18 protein-coding genes are annotated in these 18,617 nt (G+C 68.9%); 9 read left to right on the top strand and 9 right to left on the bottom strand.

From position 1 onward, the window contains the following. Positions 1-10: 10 nt before the first annotated feature. The 6 genes from FFI97_RS15135 to FFI97_RS15110 form a co-directional block, all read right to left on the bottom strand. Positions 11-682, bottom strand: a complete 672-nt coding sequence (locus FFI97_RS15135; RefSeq protein ID WP_062482125.1) for a site-2 protease family protein — start codon at positions 680-682, stop codon at positions 11-13. 43 nt (positions 683-725) lie between these two features. Beyond that, positions 726-1,361, bottom strand: coding sequence for an L-threonylcarbamoyladenylate synthase (locus FFI97_RS15130; protein WP_139706401.1), 636 nt, complete (start codon positions 1,359-1,361; stop codon positions 726-728). Positions 1,362-1,377: 16 nt separating this feature from the next. Next, entirely contained in the window at positions 1,378-2,355 is a 978-nt protein-coding gene (locus FFI97_RS15125) for a DMT family transporter (protein ID WP_139706399.1), read from the bottom strand. Then, positions 2,352-3,209 (bottom strand): 3',5'-nucleoside bisphosphate phosphatase, encoded by an 858-nt coding sequence (locus tag FFI97_RS15120; RefSeq protein WP_062482136.1) that lies wholly within the window; start codon positions 3,207-3,209, stop codon positions 2,352-2,354. Before FFI97_RS15120 ends, FFI97_RS15125 begins: the two co-directional genes overlap by 4 nt. A 132-nt stretch (positions 3,210-3,341) precedes the next feature. Beyond that, positions 3,342-4,916 carry a GMC family oxidoreductase gene (locus FFI97_RS15115; protein ID WP_139706397.1) on the bottom strand — a complete coding sequence of 525 codons (1,575 nt, stop codon included), beginning with the start codon at positions 4,914-4,916 and terminating at the stop codon, positions 3,342-3,344. Between the two features lie 9 nt (positions 4,917-4,925). Continuing rightward, positions 4,926-5,912 carry a Bug family tripartite tricarboxylate transporter substrate binding protein gene (locus FFI97_RS15110; RefSeq protein ID WP_139706395.1) on the bottom strand — a complete coding sequence of 329 codons (987 nt, stop codon included), beginning with the start codon at positions 5,910-5,912 and terminating at the stop codon, positions 4,926-4,928. Positions 5,913-6,019: 107 nt separating this feature from the next. Between FFI97_RS15110 and FFI97_RS15105 the strand changes: the two genes are divergently transcribed. Continuing rightward, positions 6,020-6,961, top strand: a complete 942-nt coding sequence (locus tag FFI97_RS15105; RefSeq protein ID WP_185993615.1) for a LysR family transcriptional regulator — start codon at positions 6,020-6,022, stop codon at positions 6,959-6,961. Positions 6,962-6,974: 13 nt separating this feature from the next. Here the strand turns inward: FFI97_RS15105 and FFI97_RS15100 are convergent, their stop codons facing one another. Further along, a complete protein-coding gene (locus FFI97_RS15100; protein WP_144004458.1) occupies positions 6,975-8,009 on the bottom strand; it encodes a transporter in 1,035 nt (344 codons plus the stop codon). Between the two features lie 194 nt (positions 8,010-8,203). Here FFI97_RS15100 and ppk2 point away from each other — a divergent pair, with 194 nt between their 5' ends. From ppk2 to FFI97_RS15085, 3 genes are all read left to right on the top strand, one after another. After that, complete coding sequence (gene ppk2, locus FFI97_RS15095; RefSeq protein ID WP_174254434.1) at positions 8,204-9,130, top strand: polyphosphate kinase 2; 927 nt, start codon at positions 8,204-8,206, stop codon at positions 9,128-9,130. Positions 9,131-9,179: 49 nt separating this feature from the next. Next, on the top strand, positions 9,180-10,214 hold the full coding sequence (locus FFI97_RS15090) for an alpha/beta hydrolase family esterase (protein WP_139706974.1): 1,035 nt from the start codon (positions 9,180-9,182) through the stop codon (positions 10,212-10,214). Between the two features lie 71 nt (positions 10,215-10,285). Next, a complete protein-coding gene (locus FFI97_RS15085; RefSeq protein ID WP_144004457.1) occupies positions 10,286-11,776 on the top strand; it encodes an MFS transporter in 1,491 nt (496 codons plus the stop codon). On the opposite strand, the gene FFI97_RS15080 is transcribed toward FFI97_RS15085, so the two are convergent. Next, positions 11,725-12,153, bottom strand: a complete 429-nt coding sequence (locus FFI97_RS15080) for a hypothetical protein (protein ID WP_139702788.1) — start codon at positions 12,151-12,153, stop codon at positions 11,725-11,727. The genes FFI97_RS15085 and FFI97_RS15080 overlap by 52 nt on opposite strands. Next, the gene (locus FFI97_RS15075; protein WP_260685005.1) at positions 12,137-12,832 is read right to left on the bottom strand and encodes a nucleotidyltransferase domain-containing protein; all 696 of its coding nucleotides are present in this window, start codon (positions 12,830-12,832) and stop codon (positions 12,137-12,139) included. The genes FFI97_RS15080 and FFI97_RS15075 overlap by 17 nt, the downstream gene beginning before the upstream one ends. On the opposite strand from FFI97_RS15075, the gene FFI97_RS15070 reads away from it, so the two are divergent. The 5 genes from FFI97_RS15070 (at position 12,815) to urtD (ending at position 18,360) form a co-directional block, all read left to right on the top strand. Then, the gene (locus FFI97_RS15070) at positions 12,815-13,138 is read left to right on the top strand and encodes a nucleotide pyrophosphohydrolase (protein WP_139702783.1); all 324 of its coding nucleotides are present in this window, start codon (positions 12,815-12,817) and stop codon (positions 13,136-13,138) included. The two genes, FFI97_RS15075 and FFI97_RS15070, sit on opposite strands and share 18 nt — an antisense overlap. Before the next feature lie 117 nt (positions 13,139-13,255). Continuing rightward, positions 13,256-14,524: an urea ABC transporter substrate-binding protein gene (urtA, locus tag FFI97_RS15065; RefSeq protein WP_013543023.1), complete on the top strand. Its 1,269-nt coding sequence runs from the start codon at positions 13,256-13,258 to the stop codon at positions 14,522-14,524. A gap of 193 nt (positions 14,525-14,717) precedes the next feature. Then, positions 14,718-16,265, top strand: a complete 1,548-nt coding sequence (gene urtB / locus FFI97_RS15060) for an urea ABC transporter permease subunit UrtB (RefSeq protein WP_139702782.1) — start codon at positions 14,718-14,720, stop codon at positions 16,263-16,265. Beyond that, positions 16,262-17,485 carry an urea ABC transporter permease subunit UrtC gene (gene urtC / locus FFI97_RS15055; protein WP_139702781.1) on the top strand — a complete coding sequence of 408 codons (1,224 nt, stop codon included), beginning with the start codon at positions 16,262-16,264 and terminating at the stop codon, positions 17,483-17,485. Before urtB ends, urtC begins: the two co-directional genes overlap by 4 nt. Next, positions 17,482-18,360, top strand: a complete 879-nt coding sequence (gene urtD, locus FFI97_RS15050; RefSeq protein WP_139702780.1) for an urea ABC transporter ATP-binding protein UrtD — start codon at positions 17,482-17,484, stop codon at positions 18,358-18,360. The genes urtC and urtD overlap by 4 nt, the downstream gene beginning before the upstream one ends. The last annotated feature ends 257 nt before the right edge of the window (positions 18,361-18,617 follow it).

Raw genomic sequence — 18,617 nt, 5'->3', positions numbered from 1 at the left:
AAGGAGAAACTTAGAGCAGCATTGCCTTGAGCGGCGTGATGAGCAGGTTGACCACGAAGTAGCCGGCATCCATCAGCGGGCGCAGCCAGTAGTTGCTGACGATGCCGGCGAGCACCAGCGCCATCACGATGAAGAAGCCGTAGGGCTCGATGCGCGCCAGGAAATTCTGCGCCGGGCCGCTGGGCAGCAGGCCGGCCAGCACGCGGCCGCCGTCGAGCGGGGGCAGCGGGAACAGGTTGAAGGCCCACATCACGAGGTTGACCAGCACGCCGCCCTGGCACATCTTGATGAAAAAGGTTTCACTGACGCCGGCCGCGACGATCACGATGAGCAGCACGGCCCACAGGATGGCCTGGATGAAGTTGGAGGCCGGGCCCGCGAGTGCGACCCACACCATGTCGCGCTTGGGATGGCGCAGGCGGTTGAAGTTGACCGGCACCGGCTTGGCATAGCCGAACAGGAAGGCGCCCGAGGTCGCGAAGTACAGCATCAGCGGCATCAGGATGGTCCCGATGGGGTCGATGTGCTTCATGGGGTTGAGCGTCACGCGGCCCATCATGGCCGCGGTGTTGTCCCCGAAGTGGCGTGCCACGTAGCCATGCGCCGCTTCGTGCACGGTGATCGCGAAGATCACCGGCAGTGCGTAAATCAGAACCGTCTGTATCAGATTGGAAATATCCACTGCGCGATTGTGTCAGAGAGGAATGGGGCGGCCGAGCCGTTCGTCAGAGGCCAAGCACCGCGAGCGCACCCCGGCCCTGGCGCACCACGACCGGGTCGTCGCCCGAGCCCATGGGCGTGAGGTCGACCACGGTGGTCGGCTGCGACGGGCAGGCGCCGGCGTCGATGACGGCGCCGATCTGCTTCTCGAAGCGCTCCCGGATTTCCTGCGCGTCGTTCAGCGCTTCGGTCTCGCCGGGCGCGATGAGGGTGGTGGCCAGCAGTGGCGCGCCGTGCAGTTCCAGCAGCTCCAGCAGCACCTTGTGGTCGGGCACGCGCAGGCCGATGGTCTTGCGCTGCGGATGGCTCACGCGGCGCGGCACTTCCTTGGTGGCTTCGAGCAGGAAGGTGTAGGGGCCGGGCGTGGCGGCCTTCAGCAGGCGGTACTGCTTGTTGTCGACGCGCGCGTAGTTGGCCAGCTCGCTCAGGTCGCGGCACAGCAGCGTGAGGTGGTGCTTCTCGTCGACCTGGCGGATGCGGCGCAGCTGGTCGACCGCGTCCTTGTCGTCCAGGTGGCAGGCCAGCGCGTAGCTGGAGTCGGTGGGCACCGCCACGACTTCGCCGCGCGCGAGCAGCGCCACGGCCTGCTTCAGCAGGCGCTGCTGGGGGTTCTCGGGGTGGACTTCGAAGTACTGGGCCATGGTGAATTGCTCCTGATCAGGATTCCGCAGGCTCGATCGGCACGCGCCGCTCGCGCACGGTGAGCCACGCGCCGGCGGCGCCGCACACGGCGATCATCGCCATGCCGATCAGCGAGAAGCGGTCGGGCACGTGGGAAAAGATGAGCCAGCCGCCCAGCATCGCGAAGGCGATCTGCGCGTACAGGTACGGGGTGAGGGTGGAGGCCGGCGCGCGCTGGTAGGCCAGGATCAGCATGAAGTGTCCCACCGTGCCCATGAAACCCATGAGGCACAGCAGCGCCCACCATTCCCACGAGGGCAGGGCGGTCCAGGCGAAGGGCACGGCCACCGAGGCCAGCAGCGTGCCGACCCAGCCCGTGTAGAAGTGCATGGTCAGCGGGTTCTCGGTCTGCGCGAGCTTGCTGGTGAGCACCTGGAACCAGGCGTTGGTCAGCACCAGCCCCAGCGGCAGCAGTACGGCCCAGCTGAAGCTGCCGCCGCCCGGTCGCAGGATGACCAGCGTGCCGATGAAGCCGCCCGCCACCAGCGTCCAGCGCAGCGGCGACACCTGCTCCTTGAGCGTGGTGGCGGCCAGCAGCGTGATCACCAGCGGCGCGATCAGCACGATCGACGTGAACTCGGCCAGCGGCATGTAGCGCAGGCTCAAAAAGGCAAAGAGGCTCGAGCCCAGCAGCAGCGCCCCGCGCAGCGCCTGGTAGCGCGGGTGCTGCGTACGCAGCAGGGCCGTGCCGCGCAGCGGCAGCAGCACCAGCGTGGTGGCCACGGCCTGGAAGGCATAGCGGAACCACACGCCCATGAGGATCGGCACGGCCAGGGTCGAGTACTTGGTGGCGGTGTCGAGCGTGGCGAAGCAGGCCACCGCGAGGATGACCAGCCCGATGCCTGCCAGGATGCGTTCGGATTCGGTGCGGCGGCGGGTGTGCGCCGCGGCGCGTGCCTGGGCGAGCGCGGCGCTGGCCGCGTTGTCGATGCCGGGCCCGGGGCTCTGGCTCACTGCTGGATGCGGTGGCCGAGCAGTTCCCACACCGGCGTGAGGCTGCCGGGCAACGGTGGCAGCTTGCCGAGATCGCAGTGGCTCTCGTCGGGGCTGTGGAAATCGCTGCCGCGCGAGGCGGCGAAATCGAACTCGAGCGCCTTGTCGGCGTACTCGACGAACTCGGCCGGCGTGTGGCTGCCCGTGACGACCTCGATCGCCTGGCCGCCGTGCGCCTTGAATTCGAGGAACAGCGCGTACTCCTCGTTGGCCGTGAACTTGTAGCGGCCCGGGTGCGCGATCACGGCCATGCCCTTGGCGGCGGTGATCCAGTGCACGGCGTCCTTCAGCGAGGCCCAGCGGTGCGGCACGTAGCCGGGCTTGCCTTCGGTGAGGAACTTGCGGAACACCTCGGGGGTGTCGCGGCAGTGGCCCTGCTCGACCAGGAAGCGCGCGAAGTGCGTGCGCGAAATGAGTTCGGGGTTGCCGACGAACTTGAGTGCGCCTTCGTAGGCGCCGTGGATGCCGACCTTGGCCAGCCCCTCGGACATTTCCTGCGCGCGCTTGCCGCGGCCGCCGCGCGTGTCGTACAGGCCCTGCGACATGGCGGCGTCGTCGGGGTCGAAGCCCAGGCCGACGATGTGCACGGTTTCGTTCGCGAAGGTCACCGAGATCTCGGTGCCCGTGAGGTAGCGCATGCCGTTTTCGCGCGCCGCAGCAGCGGCGCGGTGCTGGCCGCCGACCTCGTCGTGGTCGGTGAGGGCCCAGAGCTCGACCCCGTTGGCGGCGGCGCGGGCGGCCAGCGCTTCGGGCGTCAATGTGCCGTCGGAGACCACGGAGTGGCAGTGAAGATCGGCATTGAGAGTAGAAGACACCGGCCGATTCTAGGCGCTCTCGCCCGCCGACACCGGCGTGTGGATGCTTCGCGTTGCTACTAGATAAATAGCATTAACCTCATCGCCCAAGCGGCTTGGCGCGTGCCGTCCCGCAAGGCAGTGCGTGGCCGCTCAGGCGCGCAGGTCGTGCTTGACGAGGTCGGCGGCGCGCTCGGCGATCATGATGATCGGCGCGTTCGTGTTGCCCGACACCAGCCGCGGCATCACCGAGCCGTCCACCACGCGCAGCCCCTGCAGGCCGTGGACCCGCAGGCGGGCATCGACCACCGCGGCGGCATCGTCGGCGGGGCCCATGGCGCAGGTGCCCACCGGATGGAAGATGCTGCCGCCGCGGCGGCGCACCCAGTCCAGCAGCTGCGTGTCGCTGGCCAACGCGGGCCCGGGCTCGTGCTCCTGCGCCAGGTAGCGCGCCAGCGGCGGCGCGGCGGCGATCTCGCGCATCTTGCGCACCAGCCGCACGGCCAGCGCGCGGTCGGCTTCGTGCGACAGGTAGCGCGGCTGGATCGACGGCGCCGCCAGCGGATCGGCCGAGCGCAGCATGATCTCGCCGCGGCTGTGCGGGCGCAGCAGGCAGGCCGACAGCGTCACGCCCGGGAACGGGTGCGGCGGCTGGTGCGGCCGTTCGAAGCTCACCAGCCCGAAGTGGATCTGCGCATCGGGCCACCCCGCGGCGTCGTCGCCCGCCGCAAAGAAGGCGCCGGCGCGGTAGACGCCGCCGTTCAGCGCGCCGCCGCGCGTCAGCAGGTAGCGCATGAACTCGCGCGCGCTGCGCCAGCGGCTGTGGGCGATGTCGTTGAGCGTCTCGATGCCGTGGCAGCGGTAGCTGGGCCGCGCCTGCAGGTGGTCCTGCAGGTTGCGGCCCACGCCCTCGAGCGGCGCCACCACCGGCAGGCCCAGGCGGCCCAGCATCCCGGCCGGCCCCACGCCCGAGAGCTGCAGCAGCTGCGGCGACTGGATGGCGCCGGCGCTCAGGATCACCTCGTGCCGCGCCGAGACGCGTTCGGCCTTGCCGTCGCGCACGCACTCGACGCCGACGGCGCGCCGCCCCTCGAAGCACACGCGGGTCGCCTGCGCGCCCGACAGCACGCGCAGGTTGGGTCGGCCCCGCGCCGGCGCCAGGAAGGCCCGTCCGGTATCCATGCGCCGGCCGTGGCGCGTCGTCATCCGGAAGTAGCCGGCGCCGCTGTTGTCGCCACCGTTGAAGTCGGCCGTGGGCGCGATGCCGGCATGCGCCGCCGCGGCGATGAAGGCATCGGACAGCGCATCGCGCGGCAGCGCGGACACCCACAGCGGCCCGTCGGCCGCGGGCTGCGACCGGTCGAAGTAGGGGCGCACGCTGTCCCAGTCCCAGCCCGGGTTGCCCAGGGCGGCCCACTGGTCGTAGTCGGCGCGGTGGCCGCGCAGGTACAGCATGCCGTTGATGAGGCTGGAGCCGCCCGGCCCCCGCCCGCGCGGCCAGGGCAGGCGGCGCTGCGCCATGTCGGGCTCGGGGTCGGTTTCGAAGCACCAGTCGTGCCGGGGGTGGCCGACCGTCTTGAAATAGCCGATGGGAATGCGCAGCCAGGGGTTGCGCGAGGGCTGTCCCGCCTCGACCAGCACCACCTGCAGCGCGGGGTCTTCGCTCAGGCGGGCGGCCAGCACACAGCCCGCCGAGCCGCCCCCGACGATCACGATGTCTGCCTGCATCGCGCGTGCTCAGTCGGCCTTGATGCCGGCGCCGCGGCCCAGGCGCAGCCACTTGTCCGACTCGGCCGCCAGCACGGTGCGAAAGCGCGCCGGCGTCATCGGCTCCGGCTCGAGCGCCAGCGCGGCCAGGCGCTCGCGCACCTCGGGCGCGGCCAGCGCCTTGGCGAGCGCATCACTGAGCCGCTCGACGATCTCGCGCGGCGTGCCGCTGCGCACCGTCATGCCGTCGAAGGAGCGCAGCTCGAAGCCCGCGTAGCCCTGCTCGATCATCGTGGGCACGGCGGGCAGGGCCGGCAGGCGTTGCGCGCCGGTCACCGCGAGCGCGCGCAGCTTGCCGACCTGGATGTGGGGCAGCGCCGCCGACGCGGTCAGGAACATGGTGTCCAGGCGCCCGGCCAGCAGGTCGCCCACCGCCATCGGGAACTGGTTGTACGGCACGTGCGTGAGCTGGCTGCCGGTCTGCTGGGCGAACAGCGCGCCGGCCAGGTGCGCCGGCGTGCCGTTGCCGCCGGAGCCGAAGCTCAGCGTGCCCGGCCGGGCCTTGGCCGCGGCCTCCAGCTCGCGCGGCGAGCCCAGCGCCGAGGCGGCGGGCGCCACCAGCACGTTGTAGCTCCAGGCCGTCATGCCGACCGGCTCCAGGCTCTTGAGCAGGTCCAGCGACTGGCCCGGGAACAGCAGCGGCGCCACCAGCGAGGCCGACGACAGCATGTAGACGGTGTAGCCGTCGGCCGGCTGGCGCAGCACCTCGCCCAGGCCCACGGTGCCGGCCGCGCCCGGCCGGTTCTCGACGAACACGGTCTGGCCCAGTCCGCCTGCCATGCGTTCGGCCACCACGCGGCCCGCCACGTCCGCCGGCGTGCCGGGCGCCCACGGCACGATCAGGCGCACGGGCCTGGACGGGTACGCCTGGGCCGCGGCGCCGGCGGGCAGCAGGCCGGCCAGCAAGGCGGCAGCCATGAGGGCGGCGCAAAGAAATCGCTTCGTCGGTTCGGTCATCGCGGGTCTCCGGGGTGCCAGGGCGGTGGGCGGATTCTGGGCAGGCCGGGGGAGGGCGACAAATGAGAAATCCGAGCGTACTCATACCGTTGCCGATATAAATGACCATGGCCTCCTTCCTGGAACGAAACCTCACGCTGCGCCAGCTGCGGCTGCTCAGCCAGCTGGGCCGCACGCTCAGCCTGAGCAAGTCGGCCGAGCTGCTCAACACCACCCAGCCCGCGTTGTCGCGCACGCTGGCCCAGCTCGAGGCCACGCTGCAGGTGCGCCTGTTCGAGCGCACCACCAAGCGCATCGCGCCCACGGCGGCGGGGCTGAGCATGGTCCGGCATGCCGACCGCGTGCTGGGCGAGCTCATGCTGGCCGAGGAGTCGCTGCGCGACCTGCGCGTGGGCGTGAGCGGCGAGCTGCGCCTGGGCGTGCTGCCGGTGTTCTCGGCGCAGCGGCTCGCGGCCGCGCTGCTGCAGGCCTCGCAGATGCTGCCCCACGTGCGCCCGATGGTGCAGACGCTGGAGATCGAGGACCTGCACGCCGCGCTGCAGGACGGGCGCATCGACCTCATGCTCGCGCACGCGGAGTGGACGGTCGACCTCAACCGCGTCGAGGTCACGCCGCTGTACGAGGAGTTCAGCAGCATCGTGGCGGCGCCGCGGCACCGGCTGGCGCTCAAGCGCGCGCCGACCTGGGCCGAGGCCGCCAACGAGCGCTGGGTGCTGCCGCCGCACCGCACGCCGCTGCGGCCCAAGCTGGACCGCATGCTGTCGGTGCACCGCCGCCCGGGCGGGCCGCATCCGGCCGACATCCAGGCCGACTCGGCCCCGCTCGCGCTGCACCTCGTGCGCAGCTCGGGCCTGCTGTGGGCCACCGCCAACCACTACGCCGAAGACTTCGAGCGGCGCGGGCTCGTGCGCCGCATCGCCATGCGGGGCGAACTGCTGCGCGGCCCCATGTGCGCCTTCCGCCTGCGCAGCGAGGCGATGAACACGCCCACGCGCGTCTTCCTGCAATGCATGCAGGACGCGGCTACCGCGCCGCTGCCGTCGGATTGAGCGCGGGCGCGCCTCAGCGCTTCTTGCGAAACGCCGTCCAGGCGGCCACGGCGGTGAAGGTGGCGACGATCGCCACCACGATCCAGAACCCGTGCTTGTGCTCCGCCAGCGGGATGCCGCCCACGTTCATGCCGAACAGGCCGGCCAGGATGTTGATCGGCAGCGCCAGCACCGTGACCACCGTCAGCACGAACAGGCTGCGGTTGTTGTCCTCGTTGACGTTGGCGGCGATTTCTTCCTGCAGCAGCTTGATGCGCTCCTGCAGCGCCTGCATGTCGCGCAGCACCACCGAGAACTCCTCGGTCGAGCCGCGCAGCTCCTGCACGTCGGGCTCGGCCATCCAGGCCGGCGGGCCCTGCAGCAGGCGGAACAGCGCGGCCGGCTCGGGCGCCAGCAGCCGCTGCAACCGCACCAGCAGCCGGCGCAGCACGCCCAGGCGCGCGCGCTTGTGGTCCAGGCGGCCGGCCAGCAGCTCGTCCTCGATGCGGTCGATGCGCGAGGTGACGCCGCGCACGATCTTCACCAGCACGTCGGCCTGCGCGCGCAGCAGGTGCTCGAGCAGCTCGGTGCTCGAGCGCGGCGCCTCGCCCGCCTTCACGGCCGTGCGCAGCGCGTCGACCGAACGCAGCGGCTTGGTGCGCGCCGTGACCACCAGGCGCGGGCCGACGCTGATCCACAGCGTCGAAATGTCCGAGGGCTCGAAGCTGAACTCGAAGTGCACGTCGTTGATGACCGCGATCAGCGAGTCGTCGGCGCGCTCGATGCGCGTGGAGGGCAGGCCTTCGTGCAGCGTCTCGTAGAAAGTGTCCGACAGCGCCGCGTGCCGCACCAGCCAGCGTTCGGCGTGCGCATGGCTCAGGTTGAAGTGCAGCCACACGTAGGCGTTGCTGTCGCCGAGCTGGCCGGCATCCGCCAGCCACGCGGCGGCCTGCGCCGAATCGATCGCCCGCGCGGGTTCCGGCGCCGCGGCGTCGAACAGGTAGCCGCAGATCAGCCCGGCTTCGTCGCCGCCATAGGACTGCGCGGCGAGGTCATGAAATACCGACAAGGTGCGTGGTCAGAAAAGACATGTGAACAGGCAGACGCCCGTTTGGCGGGCTGCCGGCGTGCCCCGGATGGTGTTCGTGCCATGTGACAACGGCGTGTCGGCTTACAGAAAACAGCCGCAAAACCGTCACGCCGCCGTCATGCGGCGGGTGCAGCATGCTTTTTGTCTACCCGCCACTCTTGCCCCTTTTCATCATGCTGACGAGCGCACTTCCCGACCACGAAGACCTGATGCAACGCATCGCCCGCGACCTGATCGACAGCTACGACGAAGAGCTCGAACTGGAGATCGAAGACCGCAACCTCGACGGGCTCGACCCCGCATCGGCCGCGTCTTCCGTGTCCGACAAGGCGGCGCGCCAGGCCTACTTCAAGGAACTCTTTCGCCTGCAGGGCGAGCTGGTCAAGCTGCAGGACTGGGTGCAGCACAGCAAGCAGAAGGTGGTCATCCTTTTCGAAGGCCGCGACGCGGCGGGCAAGGGCGGTGTCATCAAGCGCATCACCCAGCGCCTGAACCCGCGCGTGGCCCGCGTGGCCGCGCTGCCCGCGCCCAACGACCGCGAACGCACCCAGTGGTACTTCCAGCGCTACGTGGCGCACCTGCCGGCCGCCGGCGAGATGGTGCTGTTCGACCGCAGCTGGTACAACCGCGCCGGCGTCGAGCGCGTGATGGGTTTCTGCAGCGACGACGAGTACGAGGAGTTCTTCCGCACCGTGCCCGAGTTCGAGAAGATGCTCGTGCGCTCGGGCATCAAGGTCATCAAGTACTGGTTCTCCATCACCGACGACGAGCAGCACATGCGCTTCCTGGGCCGCATCCACGACCCGCTCAAGCAGTGGAAGCTCAGCCCCATGGACCTCGAAAGCCGCCGCCGCTGGGAGGAATACACCAAGGCGAAAGAGATCATGCTGGAGCGCACCCACATCCCCGAGGCGCCGTGGTGGGTGGTGCAGGCCGTCGACAAGAAGAAGGCGCGCCTGAACTGCATCAGCCACCTGCTGGGCCAGCTGCCCTACCAGGAGGTGGCGCACGCGCCGGTCGAGCTGCCGGCGCGCGAGCGGCATGACGACTACCTGCGCCAGCCCGTCCCTGCCAGCATGATCGTCCCGGAAATCTACTGAGGCCTTCGCGGCCGTTTGGCCGCCCGGCGCTTTGCCTGCACACTGCGCCATGGCCCGTCGCTCCACCGCTTCTTTCTTCGCCCGCGCCTATGAGCGCAACCTGAAGGCGCTCACCAAGCTCACGCTGAGCAACGGCAAGCGCGTGGCCGGCCAGGTGCAACGCGCGACCGCCAAGCGGCTCAAGCCGCCGCCCGGCAAGGGCGACTGGATCAGTGGCATGGCGATGGGTGCGGGCGGGGCGCGCGGCTATCACCTGTTCCGTCCGGCCGACCTGGTGCTGCAGCCCGGCGAGAAACTCCCGCTCATGGTCATGCTGCACGGCTGCGGCCAGACCGGTCGCGACTTCGCGGCCAGCACGCGCATGAACGCGCTTGCCGTGCGCCAGCGCTTTCTCGTGCTCTACCCCGAGCAGGACCGCATCGCTCATCCGCAGGGCTGCTGGAACTGGTACGAGCGCCGCTCCGGCAAGGCCGACGCCGAGGCCGCCACGCTGATGGCCGCCGTCGACCAGGCCTGCATGCTGTACCCCGTCGACCGCGACCGCGTGGCCGTGGCCGGCCTGTCGGCGGGCGCGAGCATGGCGGCGCTGCTGGCCACGCGCTACCCGAACCGCTTTCGCGCGGTGGTCATGCACTCGGGCGTGGCGCCCGGCGCCGCGAAGTCGTCGGCCACCGCGCTCGGCGCCATGCGCGGACAGCACGTGCCGCCGATGCCCGTCACCGCGGTCGGCAAGGCCATGGGCGCGGCGGCCGTCTTCACGACGCTGCCGCCGATGCTGGTGCTGCACGGCGACGCCGACGCCGTGGTGGCGCCCAGCAATGCCATGAGCAGCGCGGCCGTCTGGGCCACCGCCGTGGGCGCGCACGCCGGCATGGCGCGCGACCTGCAACGCGGCCAGCGCCGCGCCATGCGCGTGACCGACTTCAAGCGCCAGGGCCGCACGCTGGTCACGCTGTGCGAGATCGCGGGGCTTGGCCACTCGTGGAGCGGCGGGTCGCGGGGGCAGCTGTTCAGCGACCCGCTCGGGCCCGACGCCACGCGCATGACCTGGGCCTTTGCGTCCGCGCAGTTCGACAGGCGCTGAGCACCTGAGCCTCGTGCGCATGACCTTGGAGGTCATTGCCGCGATGCCCGCCGGTGCCGACAGTGGGGGCCATGACCTCGTCGAACCCCGCCGCTTCCATCCCGTCGATCACGTCCGCCGTGCCCGGCCGGCTGGGCCTGTGGGTCATGCTCAGCGGCACCTTCCTGGTGGTGCTCGACTTCTTCATCGTCAATGTCGCGCTGCCATCGATGCAGCACGACCTGCAGGCCAGCGCGGGCACGCTGCAGCTGGTGGTCGCGGGCTACGGCCTGGCCACCGCCGCGGGCCTGGTCACGGGCGGGCGGCTGGGCGACCTGTTCGGCCGGCGTCGCATGTTCATGCTCGGCCTGCTGCTGTTCACGCTCGCCTCGGCCGCCTGCGGCGTGGCGCCGAACGCCGGGCTGCTCGTGGCCGCGCGCCTGCTGCAGGGCCTGGCCGGCGCGTTGCTGCAGCCGCAGGTGCTCGCGATGATCGGCCTGGCCTACACGGGCGAAGACCGGACACGCGCCTTCGCGGCCTACGGCCTCACGCTGGGCCTGGCAGCCACGCTGGGGCAGCTGGTGGGCGGCGCGCTGATCCATGCCGACCTCGCGGGGCTCGGCTGGCGCAGCTGCTTTCTCATCAACGTGCCGATCGGCCTGCTGGCGCTGGTGCTCGCGCCGCGCGTGGTGCCCCCGCTGGCGCAGGGCCGCGGCGACAGCCGGCTCGACCTCGCCGGCATGGCGCTGGTCGCGGCCGGTTCGGTGGCCGTGGTGCTGCCGCTGGTCGAGGGGCGCCAGCAGGGCTGGCCGCTGTGGAGCTGGCTGTGCCTGGCCGCCGCCGTGCCGCTGTGGGGCCTCTTCGCCGGGCAGCAGCGCCGCCTCGCGGCACGCGGCGGCGCACCGCTGGTGGCGCCGGTGCTGCTCGCGAACCGCCGCTTCTTGACCGGACTGCTCACCACGCTGGCCTTCTATGCGGGCAATGCCTCGTTCTACTTCGTGCTCGCGCTCTATCTGCAACAGGGGATGGGGCTGGGCGCGCTCCACTCGGGCATCGTCTTCACGGCGCTGGCCGTCGGCTTCTTCGCGACCTCGATGGCCGGCGCCCGCATCGCCCGCCGCTTCTGCGGCAAGCCACCGATCGCGCTCGGCGCCCTCGTGCTCGCGGCGGGGCATGCGCTGCAGTGCGCCAACGTGGCTGGCTGGCCGGGGCACACACATGTCGTGGCGTGGATGGTGCCGCTGCTGTTCGTGCAGGGCGCGGGGCTCGGCATGGTGATGGCGCCGCTGGTGTCCACCGTGCTGGCCGGCTTGCCGCCGCAGCACGCGGGCGTGGCGTCGGGCGTGCTGTCGATGGTGCAGCAGGCGGGCAATGCGCTGGGGGTGGCGTTGGTGGGGATCCTGTTCTATGGGCAGTTGGGGCACGGCGGCGACGCCGCAGGCCATGCGAGCGCGCTCGGCGTCGCGCTGCTCTACCTGATGGGCACGGCCTTGCTGGTGGCCGTGTTGCATCGCACAGGCGTGCGACAGCGTCAGGTGGTGGCAGGCGGGGGCAAACCGGACAGCGCCGAGGCCACGCGCTGACAGGCGACGATGAGGTCGCGAACGATGCGTTCGTCGATATTCATGTCGCCTTCGTATTCACCGAGGTTGCGGATCTCGTGCCCCTTGGCCAGCACGCGCCAGACTTCCGGCCCCAGCGCCAGGGTGTGCGGCAGCACCTGGAAGACGATGAAGCGGTTGCCCGATCGATAGCCGTGCCATCGCAGTGCAGCGAGGCACAAGGCGTGTGCCGCGTTGTAGGCCAGATCGAAGCGGCTTTCCAGCGAGAGCTGGGTGACCTGCGCATCGGCCAGGCGAGCCAGTCCGGAGCGAAGCAGGCCCGCGAATTCGCGCGCATCGGGTGCTTCGGCCGTCAGCGGTTTCGACGGGCCGCACAGGTTGTCAAGCGGGGAGGGCATGCGCGTCGCCAATCACCCAGAGCTTGGGCTGTGCCATGACGCGGGTGGCGAAAGCTTCGCCGTCCTTGAGTTTTCGCATCAGTTCTTTCCTCGTGAACAGGGTCGGGTTCACTGTACGGCCGAGGCGCGCCGAGACGGCGTCGAGGGCGAGAAAGAGGTCCGAATAGGCAAGTTCTTCACTGATCAGCAGCAGGTCGATGTCGCTGGCGGCGGTGTCGCTCTTCTTGGCCACCGAGCCGAAGACGAAGGCCGCTTCGATCTTGTCGGCCACGGGCGCCAGTGCATCGCGCAACGGGCCCGCGAGCCCGAAGGTCTTGCGCACGATGCTGCACAGCTCCTCGAAGATCGGTGCGTCCGCGTTCGCGCGGTAGTGTTTCTGGTTCCCGACACGCGACGTCGTGAGCAGCCCGCTGTCGGTCAGCTGCTGGAGTTCTCGCTGCACCGCGCCCGAGCCTGCGCCGGTAAGCTTGATCAATTCACTGGAAAAGAAGCTCCGGTCCGGCTGCCCGAAGAGACAGCCCAGCACGCGTTGCTGCGTGGTCGTGAACAAGGCGTCCGCCAGGCTGGCGGACTTCTCGACAACTGGTGCCGGTGATTTCAATTTACCCATTTTGGGCATGTTAATGCCCAAAATGGGTTTTTCCAACCCTACAGGAATGCCATGGCCGATGACCTCCAATCGCTGACCCAGGCCTTGCGCGACTTCGCACAAGCCCGCGACTGGGAGCAATTTCACTCCCCCAAGAACCTCGCCGCCGCGCTGTCGGTCGAAGCGGCCGAGCTGCTCGAACATTTTCAATGGCTCACCGAAGCGCAAAGCCGGGCGCTGCCCGCAGACGAGCGCGCGCAGATCGGCACCGAGATCGCGGACGTCCTGCTCTACCTGCTGCAGCTGGCCGACAAGCTCGGCATCGACCCGGTCGAGGCGGCGAAGCACAAGATGCTCGCCAACGCCGTGAAGTACCCGGCCCCGCCACCCGCCTGAGTACCTCCGTGTACGCCACCCGGCGTATTTCCCCTTTGTGGTGCGTTCCGCAGACTCCTCTCCATCGCCAGCCCCGCGCTGTCGACAAGGTTCAACCCACCCGGAGCAGGAGTCCACATGCAACGTCGTTTCACACTCAAGGCGCTCACCGCCGCCGTCGCGCTGGCCAGCATTTCTGCTGCGCCCGCATTTGCTGCCGACACCATCAAGGTCGGCGTGCTGCACTCGCTGTCGGGCACGATGGCCATCTCGGAAACCGTGTTGAAGGACACGGTGCTGATGGCCATCGACGACATCAACAAGAAGGGCGGCGTGCTGGGCAAGCAGCTGGAGCCCGTGGTGGTCGACCCGGCCTCCAACTGGCCCCTCTTCGCTGAAAAAACCAAGCAGCTGCTCGGCCAGGACAAGGTCTCGGTGATCTTCGGCTGCTGGACCTCGGTGTCGCGCAAGTCGGTGCTGCCGGTGGTCGAGGAAATGAACGGCCTGCTGTTCTACCCCGTGCAGTACGAGGGTGAAGAGCTTTCGAAGAACGTGTTCTACACGGGCGCCGCGCCCAACCAGCAAGCCATTCCGGCCGTCGACTACCTCATGAGCAAGGAAGGCGGCGGCGCCAAGCGCTGGGTGCTGCTGGGCACCGACTACGTGTACCCGCGCACCACCAACAAGATCCTGCGCGCCTACCTCAAGAGCAAGGGCGTGGCCGACAAGGACATCGACGAGAAGTACACCCCCTTCGGCCACAGCGACTACCAGACCATCGTTGCCGACATCAAGAAGTTCTCGGCCGGTGGCAAGACGGCGGTGGTGTCGACCATCAACGGCGACTCCAACGTGCCCTTCTACAAGGAACTGGGCAACGCGGGCCTGAAGGCCAAGGACGTGCCGGTCGTCGCCTTCTCGGTGGGCGAAGAAGAACTGCGCGGCGTGGACACCAAGCCGCTCGTGGGCCACCTCGCGGCATGGAACTACTTCATGTCGATCAAGAACCCGACCAACACGGCGTTCATCAAGCAGTGGAGCGACTACGCCAAGGCCAAGAACATCGCCGGCCACAAGGACAAGCCGCTCACCAACGACCCGATGGAAGCCACCTGGATCGGCATCCACATGTGGAAGCAGGCGGTGGAGAAGGCCAAGTCGACCGACACCGACAAGGTGATCGCCGCGATGGCCGGCCAGACCTTCACGGCACCGTCGGGCATCGTCTCGAAGATGGACGAGAAGAACCATCACCTGCACAAGAGCGTGTTCATCGGCGAGATCAAGGCCGATGGCCAGTTCAGCGTGGTGTGGAAGACGCCGGGCCCGGTCAAGGCCAAGCCGTGGAGCCCGTACATCGAAGGCAACGACAAGAAGCCCGATTACCCCGCTGGCAAGTCGATGTAAGTCTTCGACAAGTCCCTTGCCTTGCTCCATCTCCCCTCGGGGAGAGGGCGGGGGTGAGGGCAACGGCGGTCGATCCGGTCGCCGTGTTTGTTTGAAGGCCGCAAGCCCTCACCCCAACCCTCTCCCCCAAGGGAGAGGGGGCAACACGAATCTCATGATGCTTCGACGAACCCTTCACTGCGCCTTCGCCGCCATGCTCCTCGCAGCATCGGCCGCCCACGCGCTGACCGCCGACGAAGCCCGGGCCATCGCCTCCGGCGAGTCCGAAGCCCGCATTGCCGCGCTCAACAAGGCCGTCCTCACCGCCGACGACAAGACCGCCGCGTTCATCCAGGCGATGTCCGATGACGCCGTGAAGTACACCGAAGACAAGGTCTTCGTGATGAAGGACGACAAGGGCTTCGATCCCGTCACTGGCGCCGAGCTGAAGGTGCCCGACACCGCCGAAGACGTCGTCAACAACAACCTCATGCGCGGCGCGCTCGATGCCGCGCAGGCCGCGCTCAAGCTCACGAGCACCGACGACGCGGTGCGTGCCGAAGCCGCGCAGGCGCTCTTCAAGGAGCCCGACGAATCGCGCATTCCGATGGTCGAGAAGGCGCTGGCCGCCGAGACGAATCCGAAGATCAAGGCGCAGCTTGAACTCGTGCGTGCCGCCAGCTTGCTCACCAGCGCCGACAAGGCCAAGCGCCTGGCCGCGGCCAAGGAGCTGGGCAACAACCGCAGCCCCGACACCAAGCTGCTGCTCAACCAACGCCTGGCCGACGAAACCGAGGCCGACGTGAAGGCGGCCATCACCGCATCGATCGCCAACATCGACGGCGCGCTGGTCTGGGGCGACCGCATCAACGCCGTGTTCAGCGGCATCAGCCTGGGCTCGGTGCTGCTGCTCGCTGCGCTCGGCCTGGCCATCACCTACGGGCTGATGGGCGTCATCAACATGGCGCACGGCGAGCTGATGATGATCGGCGCCTACGCCACCTACGTGATGCAGGGCATCTTCCAGAAGTACATGCCCGAGGCAGCGTTCGGCTGGTACCTGGTGGCCGCGATTCCTGTGTCCTTCCTCGCCTCGGCGCTCGTGGGCGCGGTGCTCGAACGCGGCGTGATCCGCTTCCTCTACGGCCGGCCGCTCGAGACGCTGCTCGCCACCTGGGGCATCAGCCTGATGCTGCAACAGCTCGTGCGATCGCTCTTCGGCGCGCAGAACGTCGGCGTCGAAAACCCCGGCTGGATGAGCGGCGGCTTCACCATGCTGAGCAACGTCACGCTGCCCTGGAACCGCATCTGCATCATCGTCTTCGCGGCGCTCGTGCTGCTCGCGATGGGCTGGCTCATCGGCAAGACGCGCCTGGGCTTGTTCGTGCGCGGCGTCACGCAGAACCGCCCGATCGCCTCGTGCATGGGCGTGAACACCGCGCGCATCGACACCTACGCCTTCGCGCTCGGCTCCGGCATCGCGGGCCTGGCGGGCTGCGCGCTGAGCCAGATCGGCAACGTCGGCCCCGACCTGGGCCAGAGCTACATCGTCGACAGCTTCATGGTGGTCGTGATGGGCGGCGTCGGCCAGCTCGCGGGCACCGTGTATGCGGCGCTGGGGCTGGGCATTCTCAACAAGTTCATCGAAGGCTGGGCGGGCGCGGTGCTCGCGAAGATCGCGGTGCTTGTCTTCATCATCATCTTCATTCAAAAGAGACCTCAGGGCATCTTCGCCATGAAGGGCCGGAGCGCAGAAGCATGAGCAAGGTCGCATTGCCAACCAAGGGGCCGCTGCTGAGCGGCAAGGGCTGGACGGCCTTCTTCGTCGCGCTCATCGTCGTGTGCGCCGTGGCGCCCGTGCTCAACATGTGGGTGCCGGCCGACAGCCCGCTGCACATGAGCGACTACGCCGTGGCGCTGGTCGGCAAGATCATGTGCTACGCCATCTGCGCGCTGGCCATGGACCTGATCTGGGGCTACACCGGCATCCTGTCGCTGGGCCACGGCCTGTTCTTCGCGCTGGGCGGCTACATGATGGGCATGTACCTCATGCGCCAGATCGGCCGCGACGGCAACTACAAGAGCGACCTGCCCGACTTCATGGTGTTCCTCGACTGGAAGGAACTGCCCTGGCACTGGACCTTCAGCGGCAGCTTCGGCATGACGCTGCTGCTGATCGTGGCGGTGCCCGGCCTCATCGCCTTCGTGTTCGGCTTCTTCGCCTTCCGCTCGCGCATCAAGGGCGTGTACTTCTCGATCATCACGCAGGCCATGACCTTCGCCGCCATGCTGCTGTTCTTCCGCAACGAGACCGGCTTCGGCGGCAACAACGGCTTCACCGACTTCAAGCGCATCCTGAACATCCCGATCGCCACGCAGGAGATGCGCATGACGCTGTTCGCGCTCACGGGCCTCACGCTGCTGGGCTTCTTCCTGTTCGCCAAGTGGCTCATCGGCAGCAAGTTCGGCCGCGTGCTGCAGGCCATCCGCGACGCCGAAACGCGCGTGATGTTCTCGGGCTACAACCCGCTGCCGTACAAGCTCACGATCTGGGTCATCTCCGCCGTGATGTGCGGCGTGGCCGGCGCGCTGTACGTGCCGCAGGTCGGCATCATCAACCCGGGCGAGATGAGCGCGGCCAACTCCATCGAGATCGCCGTGTGGGCCGCAGTCGGTGGGCGCGCCACGCTGATCGGTCCGATCCTCGGCGCCTTCATCGTCAACGGCGCCAAGAGCTGGCTCACCGTGGCCTACCCCGAGTACTGGCTGTACTTCCTGGGCGCCTTGTTCATTGCTGTCACGCTGTTCCTGCCGAACGGCATCGTGGGGTTGGTGCGCAAGTGGCTCTCGCGCGAGAAGACGCAGAAGGCCGCAGCGCCGGCCGCAAAGGAAGCGCGGCGCGAGCCCGCCGCCGCGCATGCCGAGCCCGAAGCGACCGTGCAGGCGCCCCTGGTCGCCGACGTGAAGGGAGCCCGCGCATGACGCCCGACCTGATGGAAGCCGGCGCCGAGCGCGCCGCACGCGCAGCCGGCCTGCACGCGGCCACGGGCCAGACCGAATCGGGCGGCCGCACCGCAGGCTTCAGCCGCATCGCCACGCCGGGCGAAGTCGACGTCACCCACGGCCGCATCCTGTACCTCGAAGACGTGAGCGTGAGCTTCGACGGCTTCAAGGCCATCAACAAGCTCTCGCTGGACATCGCGCCGGGCGAGCTGCGCTGCATCATCGGACCCAACGGTGCGGGCAAGACCACGATGATGGACATCATCACCGGCAAGACCCGGCCCGACTCGGGCACCGTGTTCTTCGGCAGCACCATCGACCTCTTGCGCCATCGCGAGGCCGACATCGCGCAGCTGGGCATCGGCCGCAAGTTCCAGAAGCCGACGGTGTTCGAGCACCTCACCGTGTTCGAGAACCTCGAGCTGGCGCTCAAGACCGACAAGGGCGTGCGCGCCTCGATGCTGTTCAGGCTCGACTCGGCGCAGAGTGACCGCCTGGCCGAGGTGCTGGAAACCATCCACCTGGCCGACAGCGTGTCGCGCCTGGCCGGCAACCTGAGCCACGGCCAGAAGCAGTGGCTCGAAATCGGCATGCTGCTCATGCAGGACCCGAAACTGCTGCTGCTCGACGAGCCCGTGGCCGGCATGACCGACGAGGAAACCGCGCGCACGGCCGAGCTGTTCCTCACGCTCAAGGGCAAGCATTCGTTGATGGTGGTGGAGCACGACATGAGCTTCATCCGCACCATCTCCGAGATCGTGACCGTGCTGTGCGATGGCTCCGTGCTCGCGCAAGGCACGCTCGACGAAGTGCAGGCCGACGAACGCGTGATCGAGGTCTACCTTGGGCGGTGAATTTCTAGCCACGGCCGGAGCCGTCGGCATCAACGCCACGACCAGCGCCCGGTGTGCGGTGCGGCGTGGGCGGCCCCTCTGTGCCGCCGAGGAGCGCAGCGTTTCGCGGATCAGGGCTCGCAGCTGTCTGAGCGCAGCGAGTTCTGCGAGACCCCGCGAAACGCGAGCACCGCAGGGCAGCCCGAAGGGCCGGCACAGTGGGGCCGACCGCGCCGTGCCGCCCACCGGGTGCCCCCTGATAAAGACCAAGGAAGGCG

It is taken from the genome of Variovorax sp. KBS0712, assembly GCF_006323185.2.
Lineage (GTDB): Bacteria > Pseudomonadota > Gammaproteobacteria > Burkholderiales > Burkholderiaceae_C > Variovorax > Variovorax boronicumulans.
The sequence above is the reverse complement of the archived record's forward strand: the minus strand, read 5'-3'. Positions and strand labels throughout refer to the sequence as shown.

Bases quoted from the DNA above. Each gene is read 5' to 3' on its own strand.
- ppk2 (WP_174254434.1), top strand. From the start codon at position 8,204: ATGCTGACGAGCGCACTTCCCGACCACGAAGACCTGATGCAACGCATC.
- FFI97_RS15110 (WP_139706395.1), bottom strand. From the start codon at position 5,912: ATGACCGAACCGACGAAGCGATTTCTTTGCGCCGCCCTCATGGCTGCC.
- urtD (WP_139702780.1), top strand. From the start codon at position 17,482: ATGACGCCCGACCTGATGGAAGCCGGCGCCGAGCGCGCCGCACGCGCA.
- FFI97_RS15080 (WP_139702788.1), bottom strand. From the start codon at position 12,153: ATGCCCTCCCCGCTTGACAACCTGTGCGGCCCGTCGAAACCGCTGACG.
- FFI97_RS15115 (WP_139706397.1), bottom strand. From the start codon at position 4,916: ATGCAGGCAGACATCGTGATCGTCGGGGGCGGCTCGGCGGGCTGTGTG.
- FFI97_RS15085 (WP_144004457.1), top strand. From the start codon at position 10,286: ATGACCTCGTCGAACCCCGCCGCTTCCATCCCGTCGATCACGTCCGCC.
- FFI97_RS15090 (WP_139706974.1), top strand. From the start codon at position 9,180: ATGGCCCGTCGCTCCACCGCTTCTTTCTTCGCCCGCGCCTATGAGCGC.
- FFI97_RS15130 (WP_139706401.1), bottom strand. From the start codon at position 1,361: ATGGCCCAGTACTTCGAAGTCCACCCCGAGAACCCCCAGCAGCGCCTG.
- urtA (WP_013543023.1), top strand. From the start codon at position 13,256: ATGCAACGTCGTTTCACACTCAAGGCGCTCACCGCCGCCGTCGCGCTG.
- FFI97_RS15070 (WP_139702783.1), top strand. From the start codon at position 12,815: ATGGCCGATGACCTCCAATCGCTGACCCAGGCCTTGCGCGACTTCGCA.
- urtC (WP_139702781.1), top strand. From the start codon at position 16,262: ATGAGCAAGGTCGCATTGCCAACCAAGGGGCCGCTGCTGAGCGGCAAG.
- urtB (WP_139702782.1), top strand. From the start codon at position 14,718: ATGCTCCTCGCAGCATCGGCCGCCCACGCGCTGACCGCCGACGAAGCC.
- FFI97_RS15105 (WP_185993615.1), top strand. From the start codon at position 6,020: ATGGCCTCCTTCCTGGAACGAAACCTCACGCTGCGCCAGCTGCGGCTG.